This is a genomic window from Afipia sp. MLSD5-FHT05B12, from assembly GCF_058793355.1.
Genome location: NZ_JBXAFS010000017.1, coordinates 17,527 through 39,276 on the forward strand (window position 1 = coordinate 17,527; position 21,750 = coordinate 39,276).

Annotated in this window: 21 protein-coding genes and 2 tRNA genes; 9 read left to right on the plus strand and 14 right to left on the minus strand. The window is 62.1% G+C overall.

The window, feature by feature from the left end; translation table 11 throughout:
* Nucleotides 1-58: 58 nt before the first annotated feature.
* The 3 genes from AC1Q6J_RS18395 to AC1Q6J_RS18405 all read left to right on the plus strand — a co-directional run bounded on the left by AC1Q6J_RS18395 (nucleotide 59) and on the right by AC1Q6J_RS18405 (nucleotide 2,891).
* Nucleotides 59-568 carry a GNAT family N-acetyltransferase gene (locus AC1Q6J_RS18395; RefSeq protein WP_492280645.1) on the plus strand — a complete coding sequence of 170 codons (510 nt, stop codon included), beginning with the start codon at nucleotides 59-61 and terminating at the stop codon, nucleotides 566-568.
* 280 nt (nucleotides 569-848) lie between these two features.
* Nucleotides 849-1,379 (plus strand): inorganic diphosphatase, encoded by a 531-nt coding sequence (gene ppa / locus AC1Q6J_RS18400; RefSeq protein WP_492280646.1) that lies wholly within the window; start codon nucleotides 849-851, stop codon nucleotides 1,377-1,379.
* 30 nt (nucleotides 1,380-1,409) lie between these two features.
* A complete protein-coding gene (locus tag AC1Q6J_RS18405) occupies nucleotides 1,410-2,891 on the plus strand; it encodes a M20 family peptidase (protein ID WP_492280647.1) in 1,482 nt (493 codons plus the stop codon).
* Between the two features lie 166 nt (nucleotides 2,892-3,057).
* On the opposite strand, the gene folD is transcribed toward AC1Q6J_RS18405, so the two are convergent.
* From folD to AC1Q6J_RS18420, 3 genes are read right to left on the minus strand one after another with little or no spacing between them, the layout of a single operon-like run.
* Nucleotides 3,058-3,942, minus strand: a complete 885-nt coding sequence (gene folD / locus AC1Q6J_RS18410) for a bifunctional methylenetetrahydrofolate dehydrogenase/methenyltetrahydrofolate cyclohydrolase FolD (RefSeq protein WP_492280648.1) — start codon at nucleotides 3,940-3,942, stop codon at nucleotides 3,058-3,060.
* A gap of 13 nt (nucleotides 3,943-3,955) precedes the next feature.
* Nucleotides 3,956-4,279 carry a DUF167 domain-containing protein gene (locus tag AC1Q6J_RS18415; RefSeq protein WP_492280649.1) on the minus strand — a complete coding sequence of 108 codons (324 nt, stop codon included), beginning with the start codon at nucleotides 4,277-4,279 and terminating at the stop codon, nucleotides 3,956-3,958.
* A gap of 40 nt (nucleotides 4,280-4,319) precedes the next feature.
* On the minus strand, nucleotides 4,320-4,610 hold the full coding sequence (locus tag AC1Q6J_RS18420; RefSeq protein WP_492280650.1) for a YggT family protein: 291 nt from the start codon (nucleotides 4,608-4,610) through the stop codon (nucleotides 4,320-4,322).
* A gap of 344 nt (nucleotides 4,611-4,954) precedes the next feature.
* Here AC1Q6J_RS18420 and AC1Q6J_RS18425 point away from each other — a divergent pair.
* Together AC1Q6J_RS18425 and AC1Q6J_RS18430 are read left to right on the plus strand one after the other, a co-directional pair.
* Nucleotides 4,955-5,030, plus strand: a tRNA-Ala gene (locus tag AC1Q6J_RS18425).
* A gap of 215 nt (nucleotides 5,031-5,245) precedes the next feature.
* Nucleotides 5,246-6,469, plus strand: a complete 1,224-nt coding sequence (locus AC1Q6J_RS18430; RefSeq protein WP_492280651.1) for a bifunctional alpha/beta hydrolase/OsmC family protein — start codon at nucleotides 5,246-5,248, stop codon at nucleotides 6,467-6,469.
* On the opposite strand, the gene AC1Q6J_RS18435 is transcribed toward AC1Q6J_RS18430, so the two are convergent.
* The 9 genes from AC1Q6J_RS18435 to AC1Q6J_RS18475 form a co-directional block, all read right to left on the minus strand.
* Nucleotides 6,441-6,968: a nuclear transport factor 2 family protein gene (locus tag AC1Q6J_RS18435; RefSeq protein ID WP_492280652.1), complete on the minus strand. Its 528-nt coding sequence runs from the start codon at nucleotides 6,966-6,968 to the stop codon at nucleotides 6,441-6,443. The two genes, AC1Q6J_RS18430 and AC1Q6J_RS18435, sit on opposite strands and share 29 nt — an antisense overlap.
* Before the next feature lies 1 nt (nucleotide 6,969).
* Nucleotides 6,970-7,758, minus strand: a complete 789-nt coding sequence (locus tag AC1Q6J_RS18440; RefSeq protein ID WP_492280653.1) for a glutamine amidotransferase — start codon at nucleotides 7,756-7,758, stop codon at nucleotides 6,970-6,972.
* Between the two features lie 199 nt (nucleotides 7,759-7,957).
* Nucleotides 7,958-8,734, minus strand: coding sequence for an SDR family NAD(P)-dependent oxidoreductase (locus AC1Q6J_RS18445; protein ID WP_492280654.1), 777 nt, complete (start codon nucleotides 8,732-8,734; stop codon nucleotides 7,958-7,960).
* A gap of 70 nt (nucleotides 8,735-8,804) precedes the next feature.
* Nucleotides 8,805-9,284 (minus strand): tellurite resistance TerB family protein, encoded by a 480-nt coding sequence (locus AC1Q6J_RS18450; protein WP_492280655.1) that lies wholly within the window; start codon nucleotides 9,282-9,284, stop codon nucleotides 8,805-8,807.
* 234 nt (nucleotides 9,285-9,518) lie between these two features.
* On the minus strand, nucleotides 9,519-10,928 hold the full coding sequence (locus tag AC1Q6J_RS18455) for an adenylate/guanylate cyclase domain-containing protein (protein WP_492280656.1): 1,410 nt from the start codon (nucleotides 10,926-10,928) through the stop codon (nucleotides 9,519-9,521).
* A 133-nt stretch (nucleotides 10,929-11,061) separates the two neighbouring features.
* Nucleotides 11,062-12,921: a TRAP transporter large permease gene (locus AC1Q6J_RS18460; protein ID WP_492280657.1), complete on the minus strand. Its 1,860-nt coding sequence runs from the start codon at nucleotides 12,919-12,921 to the stop codon at nucleotides 11,062-11,064.
* Nucleotides 12,918-13,586: a TRAP transporter small permease subunit gene (locus AC1Q6J_RS18465; RefSeq protein WP_492280658.1), complete on the minus strand. Its 669-nt coding sequence runs from the start codon at nucleotides 13,584-13,586 to the stop codon at nucleotides 12,918-12,920. The genes AC1Q6J_RS18460 and AC1Q6J_RS18465 overlap by 4 nt, the downstream gene beginning before the upstream one ends.
* A gap of 108 nt (nucleotides 13,587-13,694) precedes the next feature.
* A complete protein-coding gene (locus tag AC1Q6J_RS18470; RefSeq protein ID WP_492280659.1) occupies nucleotides 13,695-14,831 on the minus strand; it encodes a TRAP transporter substrate-binding protein in 1,137 nt (378 codons plus the stop codon).
* 233 nt (nucleotides 14,832-15,064) lie between these two features.
* Nucleotides 15,065-16,456, minus strand: a complete 1,392-nt coding sequence (locus tag AC1Q6J_RS18475) for a cytochrome P450 (protein ID WP_492280660.1) — start codon at nucleotides 16,454-16,456, stop codon at nucleotides 15,065-15,067.
* A gap of 173 nt (nucleotides 16,457-16,629) precedes the next feature.
* On the opposite strand from AC1Q6J_RS18475, the gene AC1Q6J_RS18480 reads away from it, so the two are divergent.
* From AC1Q6J_RS18480 to AC1Q6J_RS18495, 4 genes are all read left to right on the plus strand, one after another.
* Nucleotides 16,630-17,064: a MarR family winged helix-turn-helix transcriptional regulator gene (locus AC1Q6J_RS18480; protein ID WP_492280661.1), complete on the plus strand. Its 435-nt coding sequence runs from the start codon at nucleotides 16,630-16,632 to the stop codon at nucleotides 17,062-17,064.
* 28 nt (nucleotides 17,065-17,092) lie between these two features.
* Nucleotides 17,093-17,863, plus strand: coding sequence for an enoyl-CoA hydratase (locus AC1Q6J_RS18485; protein ID WP_492280662.1), 771 nt, complete (start codon nucleotides 17,093-17,095; stop codon nucleotides 17,861-17,863).
* A 121-nt stretch (nucleotides 17,864-17,984) separates the two neighbouring features.
* Nucleotides 17,985-18,521 (plus strand): dTDP-4-dehydrorhamnose 3,5-epimerase family protein, encoded by a 537-nt coding sequence (locus AC1Q6J_RS18490; RefSeq protein WP_492280663.1) that lies wholly within the window; start codon nucleotides 17,985-17,987, stop codon nucleotides 18,519-18,521.
* A complete protein-coding gene (locus tag AC1Q6J_RS18495; RefSeq protein ID WP_492280664.1) occupies nucleotides 18,515-19,813 on the plus strand; it encodes a glycosyltransferase family 2 protein in 1,299 nt (432 codons plus the stop codon). Before AC1Q6J_RS18490 ends, AC1Q6J_RS18495 begins: the two co-directional genes overlap by 7 nt.
* A gap of 46 nt (nucleotides 19,814-19,859) precedes the next feature.
* Here AC1Q6J_RS18495 and AC1Q6J_RS18500 read toward each other — a convergent pair.
* A tRNA-Thr gene (locus AC1Q6J_RS18500) sits at nucleotides 19,860-19,935 on the minus strand.
* Between the two features lie 129 nt (nucleotides 19,936-20,064).
* Nucleotides 20,065-21,750, minus strand: a complete 1,686-nt coding sequence (locus tag AC1Q6J_RS18505) for a heme biosynthesis protein HemY (protein ID WP_492280665.1) — start codon at nucleotides 21,748-21,750, stop codon at nucleotides 20,065-20,067.

Genomic DNA, 21,750 nt, shown 5'->3' on the forward strand with positions numbered 1-21,750 from the left:
TAACCGATAATTAACGATGGACCTTGAAGGCGGGGCCGCGAGTTGCTTTGATTGCACCATGAGCACGATCCTTATCGAAGTCCGGCCAGCCAAGGCCTCCGATGCGTCCGCAGTCGCTGCGACGCACGATGAGGCGTGGCGCGCGGCCTACCAGGGAATCATTCCCGGCGCCGAACTCGAGAAGCTGATCAATCGCCGCGGCCCGCAGTGGTGGGATTCCGCGATCCGAAAAGGCAGCCGCGTCAGCGTGTTGTCGTTCGGCGACAGGATCGCGGGCTATGCCAATTATGGCCGCAACCGCGCCCGCAGCCTGCATTTTGAAGGCGAGATCTACGAGCTCTACCTGCGGCCGGAATTCCAGGGCCTCGGCTTCGGCCGCCGCCTGTTCACCGCCGCCAAGCGCGATCTGGTCCAGAGCGGGCTGAAAAGCATGGTGATCTGGGCGCTTTCCGACAACGAGCCGGCGGTCGAATTCTACCGCACCCTCGGCGGCCGCATGGTCGCACGCTCCTCGGAGCGGTTCGGCGGCAAGTCGCTCGACAAGGTCGCGTTTGCCTGGACGGCGTGATTTTCGCCTGGATGGCCTGAGGCCCTCCCGTCTCATCCTTTTGGCTATTTTTTCGGGCTTCCAGCCCCGCTCCCGATTGGCTAACCAGTGATCCGGTTCTGACATCCGTATCGTACCCTTCGCGGCACATTTGCGAATGTCAGAACCGAAGGATCACTCGAATTATCGTCTGCTCGTGTCCGTTCGTATCCGGCGTTCGCCCGGAAGGCGCGGGGTGAAGCGAACGTCGGATACGGGGACATTCGTCCGCGCATTCGACCGAACAAACACAAGGCTTGTCATGCGTATCGACGCGATTTCCCTCGGTAAAAATCCGCCCCACGAAGTAAACGTCATCATCGAAGTGCCGGTCGGCGGCGAACCGATCAAGTACGAGATGGACAAGGAGGCCGGCACGCTGGTGGTGGACCGCTTCCTCTACACCGCCATGCGCTATCCGGGGAATTACGGCTTCATCCCGCATACCCTCTCCGACGATGGCGATCCATGCGACGTTCTCGTCGCCAACACCCGCGCCATCGTACCGGGCGCCGTGATCGCGGTGCGCCCGGTCGGCGTGCTGTTCATGGAGGACGAGGCCGGCGGTGACGAGAAGATCATCGCGGTGCCGACGTCGAAACTGACGCAGCGCTATGACAAGGTGGCCAACTACAGCGATCTGCCTGACATCACCCTGCAACAAATTCAGCATTTCTTTGAACACTACAAGGACCTCGAACCCAACAAGTGGGTCAAGGTGCTGCGCTGGGGCAACGCGGACGACGCCCGCAAGCTGATCGTCGAAGGCATCGAGCGCGCCAAGAAAAAATAGTCACGTCGACCAGGTCCGGGGATTCAACCAATGCGCCGTGCAATCAGAATCCTCCGCAACATCGTCCTGCTCCTGATCGCGGCCGTTGTCATTCTCGCAGCCGTTCTGGTCGCGAACGCCTGGCGGAAATCCTCGCAGCAGATCGCGGTCGCCCCGGTGGCGCCCGTGACCGTCGACGCGCAGGCGGCGGCGCAGCGGCTCGGCGCGGCGGTCCGGCTGCAAACCATCGCCAGCGCCACTGACGCCGATCAAAGCGCGGACGCTTTCCGCGCGCTGCATGACCTGATCGCCGCGAGCTTTCCGGCATTTCATGCCGCCGCCAGGCGCGAGATCGTCGCCAGTTACAGCCTGCTCTACACATGGGAAGGCAGTGATCCGAAAGCTGCGCCGATCGCGCTGCTGGCGCATCAGGACGTGGTGCCGATCGCGCCGGGCACCGAGGGCGACTGGCAGGCGCCGCCGTTCAGCGGCGCCGTGAAGGATGGTTTCATCTGGGGCCGCGGGTCGTGGGACGACAAGGGCAACCTGTTTTCGATGCTCGAGGCGGTCGAGCAACTGGCGAAAGAAAACTTCCGTCCGAAGCGAACGGTTTATTTCGCGTTCGGACACGACGAGGAAGTCTCTGGCAAGCGCGGCGCAATGGCGATCTCGAAGCTGCTGCAATCGCGCGGCGTGCGCCTCGATTTCGTTTTCGATGAAGGCCTGCTGATTACCGAGGGAATTCTCAAGGGCGCGGATCGCCCCGTGGCCCTGATCGGCGTCGCCGAAAAGGGTTACGTCACGCTCGATCTGTCCACCACCGCAACGCCGGGCCATTCGTCATTGCCGCCGCGCGACACCGCCATCGGCAAGCTGAGCAAGGCGCTCGCACGGCTCGAAGCCAGACCGTTCCCGGCCGCCATCAAGGGCGCGATGCGCGAGACGCTGGAAACCGCGGCACCCGAGATGGATTTCGGCAGCCGCGTTGCGCTGTCGAATCTGTGGCTGCTCGAACCGCTCGTGCGCCGTCAGATGGAAAAGACCGCGCAGACCGCGGCGGCCATCCGCACCACGACCGCGCTGACGATATTCAACGCGGGCAACAAGGAAAACGTGCTGCCCGGCCGCGCCGAGGCGACGGTGAATTTCCGCCTGCTGCCGGGCGAGACCGAGGAAAGCGTGATCGCGCGCGTCAAATCCGTCATCGCTGACGATCGCGTCAAGGTGACGTCGAAACCCGGCAACACCAATCCGCCGCCGGTCACATCCACCGCCGGCCCGAGCTATCAGGCGGTGAACCGGACTATCCGCGAGATTTTTCCAGATGCGATGGTGGTGCCCGGCCTGATGGTCGCGGCGACGGACTCGCGCAATTACCTCGATGTTACCGACAGCATCTTCCGTTTCTCGCCAGTGCGCGCCACGGCCGAAGACCTGAAGCGCTTTCACGGCACCGATGAGCGTCTGAGCGTGACAAATTACGCGGACATGATCCGGTTCTACCGGCGGCTGGTGCAGAACACGGCGCAGTAACCCCCTGCCGTCGTCCCCGCGCAGGCGGGGACCCATAACCACCGGCCCATCTGGCAAGTATAAATCTCAGCCCTCCCGATTAGACCGCAACGACAGGGAGTATGGGTCCCCGCCTGCGCGGGGACGACATCGAAAATGTGACGAACTCATCGCCACCACTTCCCGTTTACACCGCCGGCTGCTTGAGCCCCTTGATCGCGCTGGCCGCACGCAGCGTGTTCACCAGCAGGCACGCCACCGTCATCTGGCCGACGCCGCCCGGCACCGGCGTGATGGCGCCGGCAACGCCGAGCGCTTCCTGATAGGCGACGTCGCCGACCAGCTTGTTTTTGCCGTCGGTCCCCGGGATGCGGTTGATGCCGACATCGATCACCGTTGCGCCAGGCTTGATCCAGTTGCCCTTGACCATTTCGGGCTGTCCGACTGCGGCGAGCACCAGATCGGCGCGCTTGCAGATGTCCGCGAGGTCGCGCGTGCGCGAATGGGCGATGGTCACCGTGGCATTTTCATTGAGCAGCAGTTGCACCAGCGGACGCCCCACCAGATTGGAGCGCCCGATAATCACGGCGTTCATGCCTTCCAGCGAAGCGTGAACCGTCTTGGCGAGAATGATGCAGCCGAGCGGCGTACATGGTGTCAGCGCGGGCAGGCCGTTGGCCAGCCGCCCGGCATTGATCGGATGCAGACCGTCCACGTCTTTCGCCGGATCGATGGCGTTGATCACCGTCTGCGTGTCCAGTCCCTTCGGCAACGGAAGCTGCACCAGAATGCCATGAACGGCCGGATCGGCATTGAGTTTCGCGATCAGCGCCAGCAGGTCCTTCTGCGGCGTGTCCGCGGGCAGCCTGTGCTCGAACGACGCCATGCCCGCGGCCTCGGTCTGCCTGGCCTTGTTACGGACATAGACCTCGGAGGCAGGATCGTTGCCGACCAGCACAACGGCGAGCCCCGGTGTGAGGCCATGATCGCGTTTGACGCGCGCCACTTCATCCGCGACACGGGCGCGCAGATCTGCGGCGATGATTTTTCCATCGATAACCTTGGCCGTCATCAGGTGTCTTTCGTCAAGAGTCGGTTGTTTTCGTCAGAACTTGCAGGGCATCGCCCAGTTTTTTCGGATCGCCGTCGACCGCGATCTGCTTGAGACGCGAGGTCACGCCGGACAGCACACGCACATGGCTTTTCGGCACATGAAGCGCCTTGGCGAGCAATTCGATCACTGCGCGATTGGCTTCGCCGCCCTCGGCGATGACGCGCACCCGGACTTTCACAACGCTGCGGCCATTGGCCAGTGTTTCAATGCCGTCGATCGCGTCCCGTCCGCCGCGCGGCGTGACGCGCAATGCGATGCTGATGCCTTGAACTGAGAAACGCCAAGGAAGACTCAAGGAGGGCTCATGCGAGAGAAGGAACGGGGCGGTCTCGCGATCAGATCACGTTCGGGTAGATGTAGTAGGAAATCACGCGCCGAATGAACATGATGATAAGAATGACGATGATCGGCGAAATGTCGAGACCGCCGAAATTCGGCATGATGTTCCGGATGGGCCGCAGCACCGGCTCGGTGATTTTGTAGAGGAACTCCGCCACCGATGCGACGAACTGGTTGCGGGTGTTCACAACATTGAAGGCGATCAGCCAGGACAGGATGGCCGAGGCGATCAGCAGCCAGACATACAGGTCCAGAATGATGATGACGATGTCGAGAATGGCGCGCATGGCTAGCTAGTGTCCTGTATCCGACGTTTGCTTCATTCCGCAGCGCCTTCCGAGCAAACGTCGGATACGAAAGGACACTAGCAAACCTATGATTCGAGTGATCCTTTGGTTCTGACATTCGTAAAAATGCTCGCGAAGGATATGACACGAATGTCAGAACCGGATCACTCGCTCGCTTCCGTGGACCTCCGCCTCAATACCGGTTCGCGGCGGCGCAAACAAGGGAGGTTTCCGGCCCAAAGCCCGCGAAAACAGCCCTTTCAGCCGTTCTTGACTTGGCCATGATCGGGATTGTAAATGGCCGCTCTTGTCCGCCGCCGCCGTCACCGGCCCCGGCCGATCAAGGGGCCATAGCTCAGCTGGGAGAGCGCGTCGTTCGCAATGACGAGGTCGGCGGTTCGATCCCGCCTGGCTCCACCAACACCTTCGCTTACAGGCAACAGGCATAGTCCCGATCAGGGCATGACGTCCTGAATCCGTCATGCCCGGGCTTGACCCGCGCATCCATGCCTCTCCCGGATCAACCCAGGCAAGCCGTGGATGGCCGGGACGACGCCCGGCCATGACGATGCTAGGATCGAAGTCACCGAGCATGCATCTGCCGTGCGGCATCGATCACGACGAGAGGCTGAACCATGACAACCGAAAAATTTCAGTTTCCGGGCTCAGAGGGACAGATGCTGGCCGCCTCGCTGGATTTTCCGGACGGCGAACCCGTCGCTTATGCGCTGCTGGCGCACTGCTTTACCTGCGGCAAGGACGTGCTGGCCGCCAAGCGGATCGCGGAGGGGCTGGCGAAGCACGGCATCGCCACGCTGCGGTTCGATTTCACCGGCATCGGCGCCAGCGAGGGAGAATTCGCCAATACGACGTTTTCGTCGAACATCGCCGATCTGGTGCTGGCGGCGGATCATCTGCGCAAGACCCGGCGCGCGCCGTCGATCCTGATCGGTCACAGCCTCGGCGGCGCGGCCATTCTTGCGGCAGCGTCACTGATTCCCGAAGCCAAATGCGTCGCCACCGTCGCCGCGCCATCGGACCCGTCGCACGTCACCCATCTGTTCAAGGATCACATTCCCGCGATCCGCGAACAGGGTGAGGTCGAAGTGTCGCTGGCCGGCCGGCCGTTCCGCATCAAGCGCGAATTCCTCGATGACGTCGCCGAACACAGGCTGACCGACACCGTCGCCAGACTTCACAAGCCGCTGCTGATCTTTCATTCACCCACCGACGACTATGTCGGCATCGACAACGCGACCCGCCTGTTCGTCGCGGCGAAGCATCCCAAGAGCTTCATTTCGCTGACCGGCGCGGACCATCTGCTGACGCAGAAGCGCGACGCGGTCTATGTCGCCGACATGATCGCGGCCTGGGCGATGCGCTATCTCGACGCGGCAGCTCCGGCGGACGCGGCCTCTGCGAACCCTCCCGCAGGCGTCGTCGTGGTCAGCGAAACCGGCGCGAGCAAGCTCCAGAACGTGATTGCGGCCGGCAAGCACCGCGTTCTCGCCGATGAGCCGCTCGATGTCGGCGGCATGGATAGCGGTCCCGGCCCTTACGACTTCCTGCTCGGGGCTCTTGGCGCCTGCACCTCGATGACGATGCGGCTATATGCCGAGCGCAAGTCGATTCCGCTCGCGCGCACCACCGTGACGCTGAAGCACAGCCGTATCCATGCCCAGGATTGCGAGGAATGCGAAACCAGGGATGGCATGATCAGCCGGATCGATCGAACGATTGCGATGGAAGGCGATCTCGATGCCGAGCAGCGCAAGAAGCTGATGGAAATTGCCGACAAGTGCCCGGTTCACCGCACACTGACATCGGAAATCAAGATCGTGACACAGGCCGAGAGCTAGGCACCTTGGCGCGCCGCGACCGCGACAGATAATCGACGGTTTCCGGCCGGTCCCTGAGCCAGCCGGACCAGCGTTTAAGGACTTTCACCATCCGCTCCGGCTCGACACCGAGTTGGGCCATGGCGACGCCGCCGTTTACCGACTCGCGGTATTCCGCGATCAGCCCGTCGCGCAGAACGAAACGGCTCATGCCGTCGATCACCACGAACTGCCCGGCGAACTGCGGCACCGTTGAGGTAAAACTCGACAACGACCATGCATAGCCCATGTCGCCATGACAAACCGGATTGAACATCTCCCAGCGATAGTCGTCGCCGGCATCGCGATGAAACAGATGCTCCATCATGTGCGCGATCTCGGCGCGGCCTTTGTGTGCGCCGTAGATGTAGTCGTAGTAGACGGCGTCCTCGGTGAAATGCCCAGCGAACCGCATGCCGTCGCCGGATTCCGCGGACAGCGTGAAATCGTTCAGCAGGCGCGCGAAGCTTGTCTGATCCATGTCATTCGGCCGCAAGCGATGCGACCGGCGATTGCGCTGGCGGCGGACGATGCAGCCAGCCATCGAGAAAGGCCGTCAGCCAGGCACGCTCCGCAAGATCGTGAACCAGGCGCCCGTTGAAGTGTTCGGCGCGCGACCGCGCTCCAGGCAACGACATGCGCTCATGGCCGCGTGTGGTCCAGCGATGCAGCATCGCGTGAGTCACGTCGGGATGAAACTGGATGCCGAAGCATCGCCCGGTTCGGAACGCCTGCACCGGAAAATCGTCGCCCTCGGCCAGCAGCTCGGTGCCGGCGGGAAGCTCGAAGCCTTCACGGTGCCATTGATAGACATGATCGGGCCAGTGCGAGCAAATCTTCCGGCCCGCGTCGGTCGGCCGGATCGGATAATAGCCGACTTCGGCGCGGCCTTCGGGATGCGGCGCGACCTTTGCACCAAGATGTTTGGCGAGCATCTGAGCGCCAAGGCAAATTCCAAGATACGGACGTTTCTCTTTCAGCGGCACCGCGAGCCAGTCGATTTCGCGGCGGATGAAATCCTCGTTGTCATTGGCGCTCATCGGCCCGCCGAAGGTGATCGCGCCAGCATAATTGTCGAGCGTATCGGGCAGGGAATCGCCGAACACCGGGCGGCGAACATCGAGCGGATGGCCCATGGCGCGGAGCGCGTTGCCGACACGTCCCGGTGTGGACATCGGCCCGTGCAGAATGATGAGCACCGGAAGCGCGGTGAACCGGCCGCAAGTTGTCAGGCCGAAATCGCCTGGTCGATCACCATCAGGCCGCAGCATGGATTCAGTCTTCTTCAATCCCCGGCGGAGGACAAGCGTCGCTATTGAACGCCGAAATTGAAAATATTGTGTTGCCGCGGCTGCGTCGAGCCGGGATTTCGCGGATGTGATCTGCGCGGCGGCTAAGCCTGATTTGAGCAGGCCTTTTTGAGGGCATGGCCTTGTCCAAAAACCGGGGTCCACTTTCCGGGGTTATGCCCTAACGCTTCTGCTGCACCCGGGCGACCGAGGCCAGCACCAGGCTGCGGGGCGCGAAACGGAGCATAAACGGGATCATGCGGACCCCGACGCCCGGAAGCACCAGCCGCTTGTTCGACATCAGCCCGCGGTAGCCGGCCCGCGCCACTGCGGCGGCGGAGACATTCAGAACCGCCGAATCCAGGCCCGGATTGAAGCCGGCGATACCCTGAAACTCGGTCGGCACCGGCCCCGGACACAATGCCGTGACCCGCACACCCCTGGGGCCAAGCTCGCCGCGCATCGCCTCGGTAAACGACAGGACATAGGCCTTGGTCGCGTAATAGACCGCCATGCGCGGACCGGGCAGAAACGAAGCGATCGAGGCGACGTTGAGAATGCCGCCGCGATACCGGACCAGACTGTCGGCAAAGCGCAGCGTCAGATCGGTCAGCACGCGGACATTCAGATCGACCATCGCAAGCTGCTGCTCGCGATCAAGCTCGAGGGCTTCACCGAACAGGCCATAGCCCGCATTGTTGACCACGGTGTCGACCTCGGCCTCCATGGCCTTCAGCTCCGCCGCGATCCGATCGCAGGCGCCGGGCGCGCCGAGATCACAGACGATGACGGCCGGCCGCGGATGTCCGGCCGCGGCAATCTCATCGGCGAGCAGTTTGAGCCGATCGTCGCGGCGCGCGACCAGCACGGTGTTGTAGCCGTTCGACGCGAAGATGCGCGCCAGCTCCGCGCCGATGCCCGACGAGGCACCCGTGATCACCGTGACACGTTTAGTCATGAATGCATTCAGTTGTCTTGGGTTTAAGGGGGACAAAGAGAGAGATGAAAAATCGCACAAAGAATAAATGCTATGTCGCCGCGTCCGGCGTAAGCCGGCTGTCGGAGACGCGGTGCTTGAGATTAAGACGGTCGCGCGAGGAAATGCCGAGCAAATCCGCCGCCCGCCAGACAATATTATCCTCGAATTCGGAGACGTTGCCATCTGCGAAGACAAGCTCCCACATCATCTCGATGATGCGAAGCCGGCCTTCCTCGTTGACCGAGCGCATGATGACGCTGGTGAAGTGATAGAGGTCAACCGCCTCGCCTTCGACCAGTGTCGCATCTGCGATCAGTTTGTCGGCCATTCCGGGATCGAGATCGAACCGGTATTCGAGCAGCGCGTGAAGTTTCCGCTTCTCGGTCTCCGACGGTTCGCCATCGAGGGAGATGACGTGAATCAGAAGCGCGGTAGCCGCCAGACGGTAATCATTATCGGCGAAGGTGCGATTCTCATGCCCGGCGGGGGAAACGACGTCCGAAATGAAGTGGCGTAATTTATCGAGCATCAATCTCTGCTGCCGAAAACGGAACCCTGACTTAAGACACGCCCCCGAAAAGCGGTGACCCGGTTCTCGAATAGAGCATGCCCGAACCAAACGTAAGGCACTAAATGATCAGGTTCTATGGCCTGAAAATGAAACTCTGGCAATCTTGGCCCGGTTCCCGGTCGGCATTCTCGATGGATTGTCCGTAAAAGGCGCGTCGTCGCCGGGCAACAGGCGGCTTTTGACACCGCATTGTCACGGAATCTCATAAATCACCACTTTGTCGGCGATTCCGCGCAGTTCGACGCTTTTCTGCGCCGGGGTGAGCCCCGCCTTGTCGAGAAGCTCGATGACCGCCGGCGATTTGACCACCGGGCCGGTGGCGTTGATCGCCCGTTCGGTCGCCTGACCCTGCACCCGCGCCGCGATATTGACGGTCTGACCGAAATAATCCTGGCGATCGTTCAGCATCACCGCCAGACACGCGCCTTCATGAATACCGATCTTGACCAGCAGATCCTTGGTGCCCCGCTGATCGTTCAGGGCGTCCATCGCCTTGCGCATCCGCAGGCCCGCCGCGACCGCCTGCTCCGGCCGGACGAAGGTCGCCATCACCGCGTCACCGATCGTCTTGACCACCGCACCCGCCTCGGACGCGATGATCTCGAGCAGCGCCCGGAAATGCGCGCGCACCAGATCGAAGGCGGCCAGATCGCCAACCCGCTCGTAGAGCGCGGTCGATCCCTTGAGATCGGTGAACAGGAACGTCAGCGACGTGATCTTGAGACGCTGGTCGATGTTGAGATTGTCCGCCTTGTAGACATCGCGGAAGGTCTGGTTTGCAAGAATCCGTTTCGCGGTGACGATAGGTTTGCGCTTGCCGAGCAGATCGTGGAGCGCATCACCGGCGATCCACACCGAGGGCAGCACGCGGTTCTTTGATCGATTTTCAAGCGCCAACCGCAACGGCCCGGGACGCATCTCGATGGTGCCGGTCGGCGCATGCACGCCATCGAAGATCAGCGACGCGTTTTGCTTCTCTTTGGTCGGCTCACCCTTGACGTCGATAAACAGCGCGGAGTGGGTGACCGGCTCGAACACGATCACGAACTCCGCCGGCAATTGCAGCGATACAACCGCCTTCTCGCCGGCAGCCAGTTCCACCGCTTCCAGCGTCGCCTCGTTCACGAGACGGGAAAACGAGTCTTCGTTGATATCGATTCCCGAACTCCAGAAAATCTGCCGCCAGTAGTCCCAGCTCGGCAGCGTATGAGGATCATGCGCCGCAATGCGCCGGACCTTGGGGCTGACCGTGAAAGCAACTTCGACCTGGTCGTCGACCGACGCCTGATAGCCCGCCGCGCAGAGGCCGCAGTGATAGTCCTCAGGCCGCAGCTGCTTCAGCGTGTCATGCGCGCCGAGTACACCGCTGCATCCGGGGCACAGCACGTTCCAAGTCAGATCGAAGATGCCGAGCCGCGATGCGTGCAGAAATCCCGCGATCACCCGCTCCTCATCGAGATTCCTCTTCGCGGCGAAGTCGATCAGATTGATCCGGTTCAGTTCGGGGTCCGTGCCGGTCTCGACAAGGTTCTGGATCGCATCGGCGACCTGCGGATCAGCGGTCTGCTTCAGAACTGAATAGAGGGAATTGAAATCGCTCATACCGGAAGTTTACGGCAGAATGAGCGGGTATCCAAGTAATGCGTGGGGCTGACCGGCCGGTACAAAAGCACCCGGCCAGTCATATTTTTGCATTATTCGGCGCCGTCCGCGCGCCCGCCTGCCTGCGATGCCATCAACTGCCGTAGAGATAATCCGGCAGCCACAGGGTCAGGGCCGGCCACAGATACATCAGCACCATGCAGATGATGACGATCAGCATGTAGGGCATCATGCCGCCGAAAATCTGGTTGAGCGTCACATGCGGTGGCGCAACACCCTTCAGATAGAAGGCCGACATCGCCACCGGCGGCGACAGGAACGCCGCCTGCAAGTTCACGAACACCAGCACGCCCCACAGGATCGGATCGATGCCGAAGTGCTTCAGCATCGGCAGGAAGATGGGCACGAAGATCACGATGATCTCGGTCCATTCCAGCGGCCAGCCGAGCACGAAGATAATCGCCTGCGACAGGATCATGAACTGAACCGGCGTCAGATTCAGCGACAGCACCCAGCTCTCGAGCAGCGCCTGACCGCCGAGGATCGCGAACACCGCCGAGAACAGCGCCGAGCCGACAAAAAGCCAGCACACCATCGAGGTGGTTTTCGCGGTGAGAAACACCGCTTCCTTGGTGCGCTTCCAGTCGAGGGTGCGCGCCTGGAACGCAAGCAGGAATGCACCCGCCGCGCCCACAGCCGCGGATTCCGTCGCCGTCGTGATGCCAAGCAGAATGACCGCGAGCACCACGACCGTGAGAATCCCAAGAGGCATCACCGACGAGATCAGCAGCCGCAAAACCTCGAACTGCTCCGCGCCCATGGTCCAGTAATAATAGAGCAGGATCAGTCCGAAGATTCCGCATGTGAACGCGAAATAAGTGTAAAACTCCTGCGGTGGCCCAGCCTCGGCCGGCGCTGCCGCGCCCTTGCCGCGCAGTTCAACATTGCCCATTTCCTGCAAGGTTTCAGGCTCGCTCCTGGTCTCGTCGGCGGTGGCGCTTCCGAGTTCCTGCAGTTTTTCTTCGACAGGCTCCGCGGACTGCGAGCCCGCGCCGAGCTGCTGCGACACGGCAGCGGATGGCGCAGGCGCATCCGGCTGCTGGTGAATCACCACATACCACCAGGCGCCCCACAGCGTACCCAGCGTAAGCACTAACGGCACCAGCGCGTAACCGAGACTCTTGACCAGCATGCCATAACTGACACGCACGCCGTCGGCAGTGATGGCCGTGGCTCTCGCGGGAGACACAACGGCAGCCAGGAGCGCCAGCAGCATCTTGTTCGAATAAGCCGTCTGTAACTCGCCGACCCATGGCCGCACCGGCACGCGCGTTTCTTCCTCGGACAATTTTGGCGCGATCTTTGGATTCAAAAGCGCCCAACCGATGATGTAGACAAGGTAAAGCAACGACAGGAAGAAGCCGGGAAACATCGTCGCAGCGTAGAGTTTCACCACCGATTGGCCGGCGACCGCCGCGTAAACGATGATCATGACAGAGGGCGGAATCAGAATGCCGAGCGTGCCGCCGGCCGTGATGACGCCGGACGCGAGTTTCACGTCGTAACCGGCCTTCAGCATCGGATTGAAGGCGATGACGCCCATCAGCACCACGACAGCACCGACCAGACCCGAGGCAATGCCCCAGAACGTGCAGACGATCAGCGTCGCCACCGCCAGCGACGCAGGCACGCGGCGGAACGCCAGCTGGATCGAGTAGAACATCTTGTCCACCAGCGCGCCGCGCTCCATCACATAACCCATGAGGACGAACAGCGGGATGGAGATCAGGACATCGTTGGTCATCGCGCCGTAGGTGCGCTGGACCATCAGATCGAAGATCTGGTTGTCAGCCCACGAGTCGCCGGAGCGGTGATAGGCGAACAGGCCGAAAAACATGCCGAGGCCCATCAGGGTGAAGGCCGTCGGAAATCCCATAATGATGACGACCACGATCAGGCCGAGCATCAAGAGACCAAGTGCCGGATCGCTCATTTCGACAGGTCTCCGCCCATGCCGCGCTGACGCGCGCTTTCCTCAATATCCTGTGCGCGCTCGATGGCGAGCTTGCGTGATGCCTCGTCGACATATTCGCTGTTGGCGAGTTGCTCTTCGACCACGTCGATTTCGGACACATCCTTGAGACGGCTCGGCCACACGCCGGTCTTGAGACAGATGACACAGCGCATGATTTCGGCCGCGCCCTGCAGCAACAGCAGCGCGCCCGCCAGCGGAATCATGAACTTGAAATGATAAACCGGAGGGCCGTCGGCGGTGACGTTGGAGTGTTCGTTGATACGCCAGGAATCAGACGCGAAGTCCCACCCCGCATAAACCAGCGCCGCGATACCGGGCAGGAAAAACACGATGTAGAGTACGAAATCGAGCAGCGCCTGGGTGCGAGGCCGCATCGAACTGTACAGGAAGTCGCCGCGGACATGTGCATTCTGCGCCAGCGTATAGGCGCCGCAGAGCATGAACAGCGTTCCGTACAGCATGTTCGAGGCGTCGAAAATCCACGCCGTCGGCATGTTGATGATGTAGCGCTTGAATACTTCGACGCAGACAAGCGTCATCAGTCCTACGATCAGCCACGCCGCGACCTTCCCGGTCCATGTGCTGATGCCGTCAATCGTATGCAGAACACGTTGCGCGCTCATAATGGCCGTCACTTGTTACGAAAAAAGGTCAAGCAATTCCGGAAACGATACAAAGCATCATCCGGGATTGCCATCCCGGATGATGCTTTGCCCGTGCTGATTATTGCGTCAGGTCTTCTTCTTGGCGTTCGGCCCAAAGTAGTGATTGTAGGCCATGCGCCGGTTAACGACCGTGTCCTGCTCCCACTGGGTCGCGCGCTTGGCGAAAGCGAGTTGCGATTCGACGATTTCCTTGAACAACGGATTTTCCGCCGACTTCTTCGCCACGACGGTGTCGTAGATATCGAGCTGCTTCTGCAAGATCGAGTCCGGGGTCTTGTAGAACTTGACCTTATCCTTGGTCTGCATCTCCTCGTAGTCTTTCGAATACCGGTCGATCGCTTTCCAGGCCATGTCCTGACCGGCCGCCTCGGTGGCATTGGCGATGATCGCCTTCATCTTTTCGGGCAGCGAATCATACTTGGTCTTGTTGAACATGATCTCGAACTGCTCGGCGTTCTGGTGGTAGCTCTGCAGCATGCAGACCTTGGACACATCCGGGAAGCCGAGTACGCGATCCGACGTGGCGTTGTTGAATTCCGCCGCGTCGAGCAGGCCACGATCCATCGCCGAGACGATTTCGCCGCCGGGCAGCGCGTTCACCGCGGCACCCATGCCGGTGAACACGTCGATCGAGATGCCGACGGTGCGGAACTTGACGCCCTTGAGGTCGTCGGCCTTGGTCACCGGCTTCTTGAACCAGCCGAGCGGCTGCGTCGGCATCGGACCATACGGGAACGAGACGACGTTGGCGCCGATCGATGCATAGAGTTTTGCAAGGAGTTCCTTGCCGCCGCCGTACTTATGCCAGGCGAGCAGCATGTTGGCGTCCATCGCATAGCCCGGACCCGAGCCCCACAGCGCCAAAGCCGTCTGCTTGCCGTAGTGATAGACCAGCACGCCGTGGCCGCCGTCGAGCGTGCCCTTGGAGACCGCGTCGAGCAGGCCGAAGGCGGGGACAACCGCGCCAGCGGGAAGCACTTCGATCTTGAGATCGCCGCCGGTCATGTCGTTGACCTTCTTGGCGAAGTCGAGAGCATACTCGTGGAAAATATCCTTGGCCGGCCAGGTGCTCTGCCAGCGCATGCTGATTGGCCCTTGCGTCTGCGCAATAGCCGGCGCCGCGACCGTCGCGGCTGCGCCCGCTGCCGCTACTTCGAGGAAGCGACGGCGTGTCGTAACCTTGTCTTTCTTGCGTATCGTCATGACTCTCTCCCCTGATGAGCCGGTCCTTGATGGGCCGGACGTTATTGATTGATTGCAAGACAAGGGCTTGCGGGGAGATTTGGCAAGAATGATCGGATGAATGCGACTCTTCGACGCGGCCCGCTGACGATTCCGTCTACGACTTTGGAATAAGGCCGCCGCTCGCTTGTTAATGCCGCGATTGCTTCGTCGCGCCGCAGCATGCTTTCGACAAGCGCGAATGACGCCGACGTTCAATCGCGCCGCACAATCCTGAACATCGGTGACCGGTCCGGCTGCGTCGTCACCACGCCGACCGGCGTTACCGGCTCGCGGTCGAGCAGTTCGACCTTGAAAGTGCCGATCAGCTTCGCCAGCGCAAGGGTGGCCTCGGTCAGCGCGAACTGCGCGCCGATGCAGACGCGCGGTCCGACACCGAACGGCAGATAGGCGAAGCGATCCGGCGGCGGGCTGCCGGGGAGGAAACGCGACGGCCGAAAAGCGTTCGGCTGATCCCAGAGCTTTTCATGCCGGTGCAACAGCCATGGCGAAATCAGCACGATATCTTTCGCCGCGATATTCGCGCCGGGCACGGTATCGGGGCCGGAAGCCGCCCGCACGATCAGGAACGCTGGCGGATAAAGCCGCATGGTCTCGTCGAGTACGGCGCGGGTGAAGGTGAGCCGCGCAGCATCGGGCGCGCCGGACGCAAGCGCGCCCTTCGCCTCCTTTGCCAATTCGTCCTGTGTCGCCGGATCAAGCGCCAGCAGGTAGAGCGACCAGAACAGCGCCGTCGCTGTGGTCTCATGGCCGGCGAGGATCATGGTGGACACCTGATCGCCGAGTTGTTCGTCGGAGAAGGCCTCGTTGGTCTCCGGATCGCGCGCCGCCACCATCAGATCGAACAGATCGCGCGGCGCACCGCCGTCGCCCGCGCTCATCGCACGGCGCTCGGTAATCAGCCCGCGCATGAAGCGCGTCCATCGCCGCCGGAACAGCGCGCGGGATATATCGCTTGGGCTCGGCCAGCCCAGCGGCAGCAGCAGATCGAAGAAACGCGGCTGCGCGAGGCGCTCGCCGTAGTCGTTGACGAAACCGCGCAGCGCCGGGCCGTGCCTGTCGATCTCGAACGAAAACATCGTGCGGCCGGCGATGTCGAGCGCCAGACGCTGCATGGCCTCGCGCAGATCGACCGGCTTGCCGCATTGGCCGTTCAGAGTGGCGATAGCATCGTCGGTCGCCGCCAGCATGTGCGGAACGAGAAGAGGAATGGCGCGCGGCGCGAAGGCTGGCGCCAGCGTGCGGCGCTGGTTCTTCCAGGCGCGGCCTTCCGCCAGCAGCAGTCCTTCTCCGAGAATCGGCCGCAGCACCCGGATGCTGGCCGGGGTACGCGTGTAATTCTCGTAATTCTCGACGAGTACATGCCTGATCGCGTCCGGCGTGTTGAAAATGAAACTGCTGCGCCCGAAGAACCGGCCTTGAACAATATCCTCTTCGTAGGCGCGCGGGCCCCAGCTGGCGATGGCGTTTTGCCGGATCAGGGCAAGCCGGCCGAGCGGCGACAGATCGTCCGGCGCGAGCGGAGGCCGCGGCGGAACCAGCGGCGGCCGCTGCATCGGTGCGTCAATGACTTCGGCAATGCTCATAACGCTTTGGCTCCGACACCGCGCGGGAGCCTATCACGCGTAGCCGGAACAGCGCAAAGCGCAGCCCAGGCGCTGGACAACCGCGCGCGGCTTACGCAGAGCTGACATGAAAAACTTCGTCCGGCGCACGCCGGACTTGATATTTCGCATGTGAAATATATCATGAGGACAACATGACGACAGATCGTCGGCTGATTTTTCTGATGACCGTGGGTTATCGCAGGCTACAGCGAGGTATCGAACAGCACATGCTCGCGGAAGACGGCCTGACCTCGGCGCAATCCGGGGTGCTGTTCTTCCTCGGGCGCAACGATGGCGCGCTGATCGGCGATATCTCCGATGCTCTCGACCTCGTGCCGTCCGCCATCACAGGTCTTGCCGACCGGATGGAACGGGCGGGACTGATCAAGCGAAAGCGTGACGGCGCGGATGGCCGCGCGCAACGCGTTTATCTGACGGAGGCCGGAGAGAAGATACGCAAACGCGCAGTGACACGGGCGCAAGCCATTAACAACACGCTGATGGAAGGCTTCACGGACAAGGAAATCGATGTGGTTTCGCGCTGGCTTGTGAGCCTGCAGACAAAGTTCCCGAAGGACAGCTCCTAGATTTCAATGTGAAAGGAAAAGGCGCTCCATGACTGAATTCGTAAAAAGTGAACTCGATTCCGGCGTTCTGACCGTCACCATGGCGCGTGCGGAGAAGAAGAACGCGATCACCAACGCCATGTACGGCGCGCTCGCGGATGCTCTCGAACGCGCGGAAACCGATTCCGCGATTCGCGCGGTCGTCTTCCAGGGCGACGGCGACAGCTTTACGGCCGGCAACGACATGGCCGATTTTGCCGCGCAGTCAAAAGATCCGACGATCAAAAGCCATGTCGGCCGTTTTCTGAAAAACCTTGCTGTGTCGACCAAGCCGCTGATCGCTGCCGTGCAGGGCAATGCCGTGGGCATCGGCACGACCATGCTGCTTCATTGCGATCTGGTGTATGTCGCGCCGACGGCACGCCTGATCACGCCCTTCGTCAATATCGCGCTGGTGCCGGAGGCGGCTTCGACTCACTTGCTGCCGGCGCGGGTCGGTTACGCCCGTGCCTACGCGATGTTCGCTTTCGGCGAACCGGTGGATGGGCCGACCGCTGTCTCGATCGGCCTTGCCAATGCGCTCGTCCCCGCCGAAGAGCTGCGCGCGAAAGCGCGGGAGGCCGCGCTCAAGCTGGCGAAACGTCCGGCCGGGTCGCTGTCGCACACCAAGGCGCTGATGCGAAACCCCGAGGCCATCGCCGCACAAATGGACCGCGAAGGCACCATTTTGCAGGAGCGCCTCAAGGGCGCGGAGGCGCGCGAAGCTCTTACCGCCTTCGCCGAGCGGCGACAGCCGGACTTCACCCGAATCGCGGGTTAGGCGCTCACGGGCTGACCGCATCGTGGTCAGCCCGGATTTGTCAGACTTGGCCGATGGCGCGGCCAGCAAGTCCGTAATAGTGTCCACCCGGAACGCGTTTTAACAGCCGCGCCGGGGGACAATGACAAACGCCATCATCGGAATGGACCTGCTGCTCGCCAAGCAGTCCGCCGTTAACGCGCAGGGAAGCCTGCGGGATGCATTAATCGATGGCGTGGAGTTTCGTCCGTCCCGGCCGGTTCCGCATGACGACGGCCACATGTCTGAGGTCGCGCGGGCGAGCTGGGACATCATCAAGTCACCGATCGTTCAGGTTCACGTCACCACGACGCTGCCCGGCCGCGTCCGTGCCTGGGGCCTGCATCAGCAAACAACCGACCGGCTGTTTGTCGCGACAGGCCTCGTGAAAATCGTCGTCTTCGACGGACGAAAAGAATCTGCGACATTCGGCAAATTCAACGAGCTTACGGTTAGCGAGCGCAATCCGGGTCTTCTGACGATTGCACCCAATCTGTATCATGGCTGGAAGAATATCGGGACAACCGAGGCCGTTATCATCAACATGCCCGACAAGATGTACAATTATGAAAGCCCGGATGCCCTCGATCTGCCGTGGGATTCCGCAGCCGCTGCCGCAACGGTCCCCTACCATTGGTAACCCGGCCCGCAATTTCAGTCGTCATCCCGACCTATAACTGGAGCGCGGCACTTCGCTGCGCCATCCGCTCGGTGCTGCTGCAAACCGAACAGAATTTCGAGATCATGGTGGTCGGCGACGGCTGCACCGACGATTCCGCCGACGTCGTCGCGTCGTTCGGCGATGCCCGCATCCACTGGCACAATCTGGACCGCAACTACGGCTCACAATGGGCCGCGAACAATTACGCCATCGAACATGCCGCGTCGGACTGGATTGCCTATCTCGGCCACGACGACATCTGGTATCCGACGCATCTCGAGGCGATCCTGCGCACGGCGCGCGAGAACGACGCCGAGGTCGTTACCAGCGTAATGGCGCTCTACGGCCCGCCGGATTCGGGCATCCGCGGAATGGCCGGTCTGTTCGCATCCGGGCGGTACTCGGCAAGCGATTTCGTGCCGCCGTCCGCATTCGCTCACAAGACATCGATTTACGGCAATGGCATCAAATGGCAGGACCCGGCCTCGGTGACGATTCCAATGGATGCCCTGTTCATGAGCCAGGCCACCATGGCCGCGAAGCGCTTCGCCTCCACCCGCGAATTGACCTCGTTCAAATTCAACGCCGCATGGCGGCGGGATTCCTACAAGATCAAGTCCACCGACGAGCAACAGCGTCTGCTCGAGCGGATTCAATCGCAGGCTGATTTCCGATCTCAGGAATTCATCGACATCATGGATGCCGTCGTCAAAGGCAAATTCCTGAATATTGAAATGCCCGCGCAGGGAGTTGAGCCCGGTTCAGCGGTGCGCTTGAGCCGCAAGAACAAAGGAGCCGATAGCCGGTTTGTTGCCGCGGAGATGCAGCGCGTCGACCGAAAGGCCGCATTCAATCTCCACCGTCAGAACATGCCATTTGAATGGCACGCCATCGAAAGGCACCTCCGTTACCGCACCTTCCGCTGGAGCGGCCCAAGCCGCCGCTCCACCATCGACCTGCCGATTCACTTCGAGACCGACCTGCTGATCCGCATCGTTGTGGTCAATTCACTGGCGCCGCCTGAGACCATTCGAGTTCTGCTGCGGGACAAACCGCTACAAAGCCGGATCAGGAAAAACCTGCTCGGCGGTTTCGTCATTGAAGCCGTGGCGCGTGTTGCAGACGTCCCGCCATCCGATCGCGATTTTGGAATTACCCTCGAGGTCGATGCGACGCGCCGTCCGCGCGATCTCGGCATGGGCGACGACGGCCGGTGGCTCGGCGTGGCTGTCGCGCGCGTCGAACTCGAGAGACTGGCGGCGGCGAGCTAGCCGTCGCAACATCGCCAGGCGGATTCGATGTGGTGCTGAGGGAAAGTGGTGCCGCCTATAGGATTCGAACCTACGACCCCCTCATTACGAATGAGGTGCTCTACCAGCTGAGCTAAGGCGGCGAAACGCGCGAGATTTATATCCGCACCTGATACTGGCCGGAGCCTCGCTTTGCAACATCAGTGGCATCCGCGAGGCGCTTTTCTGAAATCCAATCAGGTCCGGCACGGACCATGCCAGCCAACTCCTAATCAACTGACAAGACGGGACAAAAAGCCCTTCCAACCACCGGGCTGCGCCGGTTCCGGTTGCACCGGATCGTCGAATCCCTCGTCCCGCGCCTCATCGGCGACGCCGGGATCGTCCGGGGCTCGCACAATCGGGATGACGGCGGGGATTCGCGCAGCGTCCGGCTTCTCAATGTCGCGGCGGGGGCGAAACACCGGCGGCGGCACATTGGCGACAACCGGCTCGGCGGGAGGCGGAGCCGCCGGCAAAACGGCAGGCGCAGGAGCTGAAGGCGCCGGCGCAGGCTCGTTATCCTGCAATGTGACAGCCGGTGGCGGCAGCTTCACCGCCGGGCCCGCTTCCAGCGCTGGCGGCAAAGTGGGCTCATCGGCGACCTCGGCCTCGAGCACCGGCGCTTTCGCCGACGGAAGAGCCGCGACCGGGGTGAGCCACTGAAACGCGTCGAGGCGTCCGGTCACAGGCGACACCGGGCGCCAGTACTCGGACACGTAGCCGTCGGCGGTCCATGCCGGATCGAGCGCGGCCCGCACCGCGCGCTGCATCCAGACACGCGCACTGCCGCCGTCGCCATGCTCGGCCCGTTCAAGCTCGGCCATGAGAATGGCGACCCGCTGGGTCGGCGCATCGATGAAAGGTTGCAGCGCTTCCCGCGCGCGGGTGAAATCGCTGGAATCGATAGCGGCACGCGCCACCGCAAGCGCGCCTTCGATGTTGCCGGGCGATCTGGCCGCAAGCTTCTCCACCCGTGCCAACCGCTGCACGGCGGAGTCGCCGAGCCGCACATGCGCGTAGGCATCCGCGAGATCGGGATGCGGCTGCGCGGCCCATGCCGTCTCGATCACCTGCATGGCGCGGCGGGTCTGATTGTTCTCGCTGAGAAACTTTGCGGCGAGTGTCGCGGCGGGCACCAGTGTCGGTGCGAGCTTCACCGCTTCAGTGATGCTGGCGCGCGCACGGTCGCGATCGGAGGTTTCAAGATCGAGCGCCCGCGCGGTCAAAAGAACGCCGCGCTGACGCTTGTAGGGCGCGGGGTCGATCAATCCCGCCGCCAGATTGTTTTCGAGAATCCTCAGCGCACCGTCCCAGTCGCCCTTGCTGCAACGGAAGCCAAGCACCGCGTGCGAGGCCCATGCGGAGGCCGGCGCGGTTTTCAGCGCCTCCTCGGCCAGCGCCACGGCTGCATAGGCGTCATCACGGCGCTGCGCCTCGACGAACAATCCGCGCAAGCCGAGCAGCCTTGTGTCCTTGCGTTCCGCCATGGCGTGAAACGCGCGCTGCGCGCCTTCGCGATCGCCATCGAGCTGTGCCGACTGTGCATGCAGCAACATCGCGAGAGGATCCTGATGCGCGAGTCGCTTGGCGACATCGGCGTGGCGGCGCGCGGCGAAATGATCGCCGGTGCCGATTGCGATCAGCCCCTGGGTGATGGCGTTGCGTCCCTTGGCGTGACGCCGCTCGCGGCGCAATTTGCGAAGCCGCTCCGGTGCGTTCAGGAAGCTGCGAATGATCGCCCAGATCAGCATCGCGGCAAACACGATCAGCACCAGCGCCAGCACAAGCACCGGCAGCGACGTATCGATCCGCCACATGTTCCATGAGAGCGTCACATCGCCGGTTTGATCGGCGATCACGGCGGCGCCGAGCGCGACGACACCGACCAGAAACAGAAAGAGAATGATACGGATCAT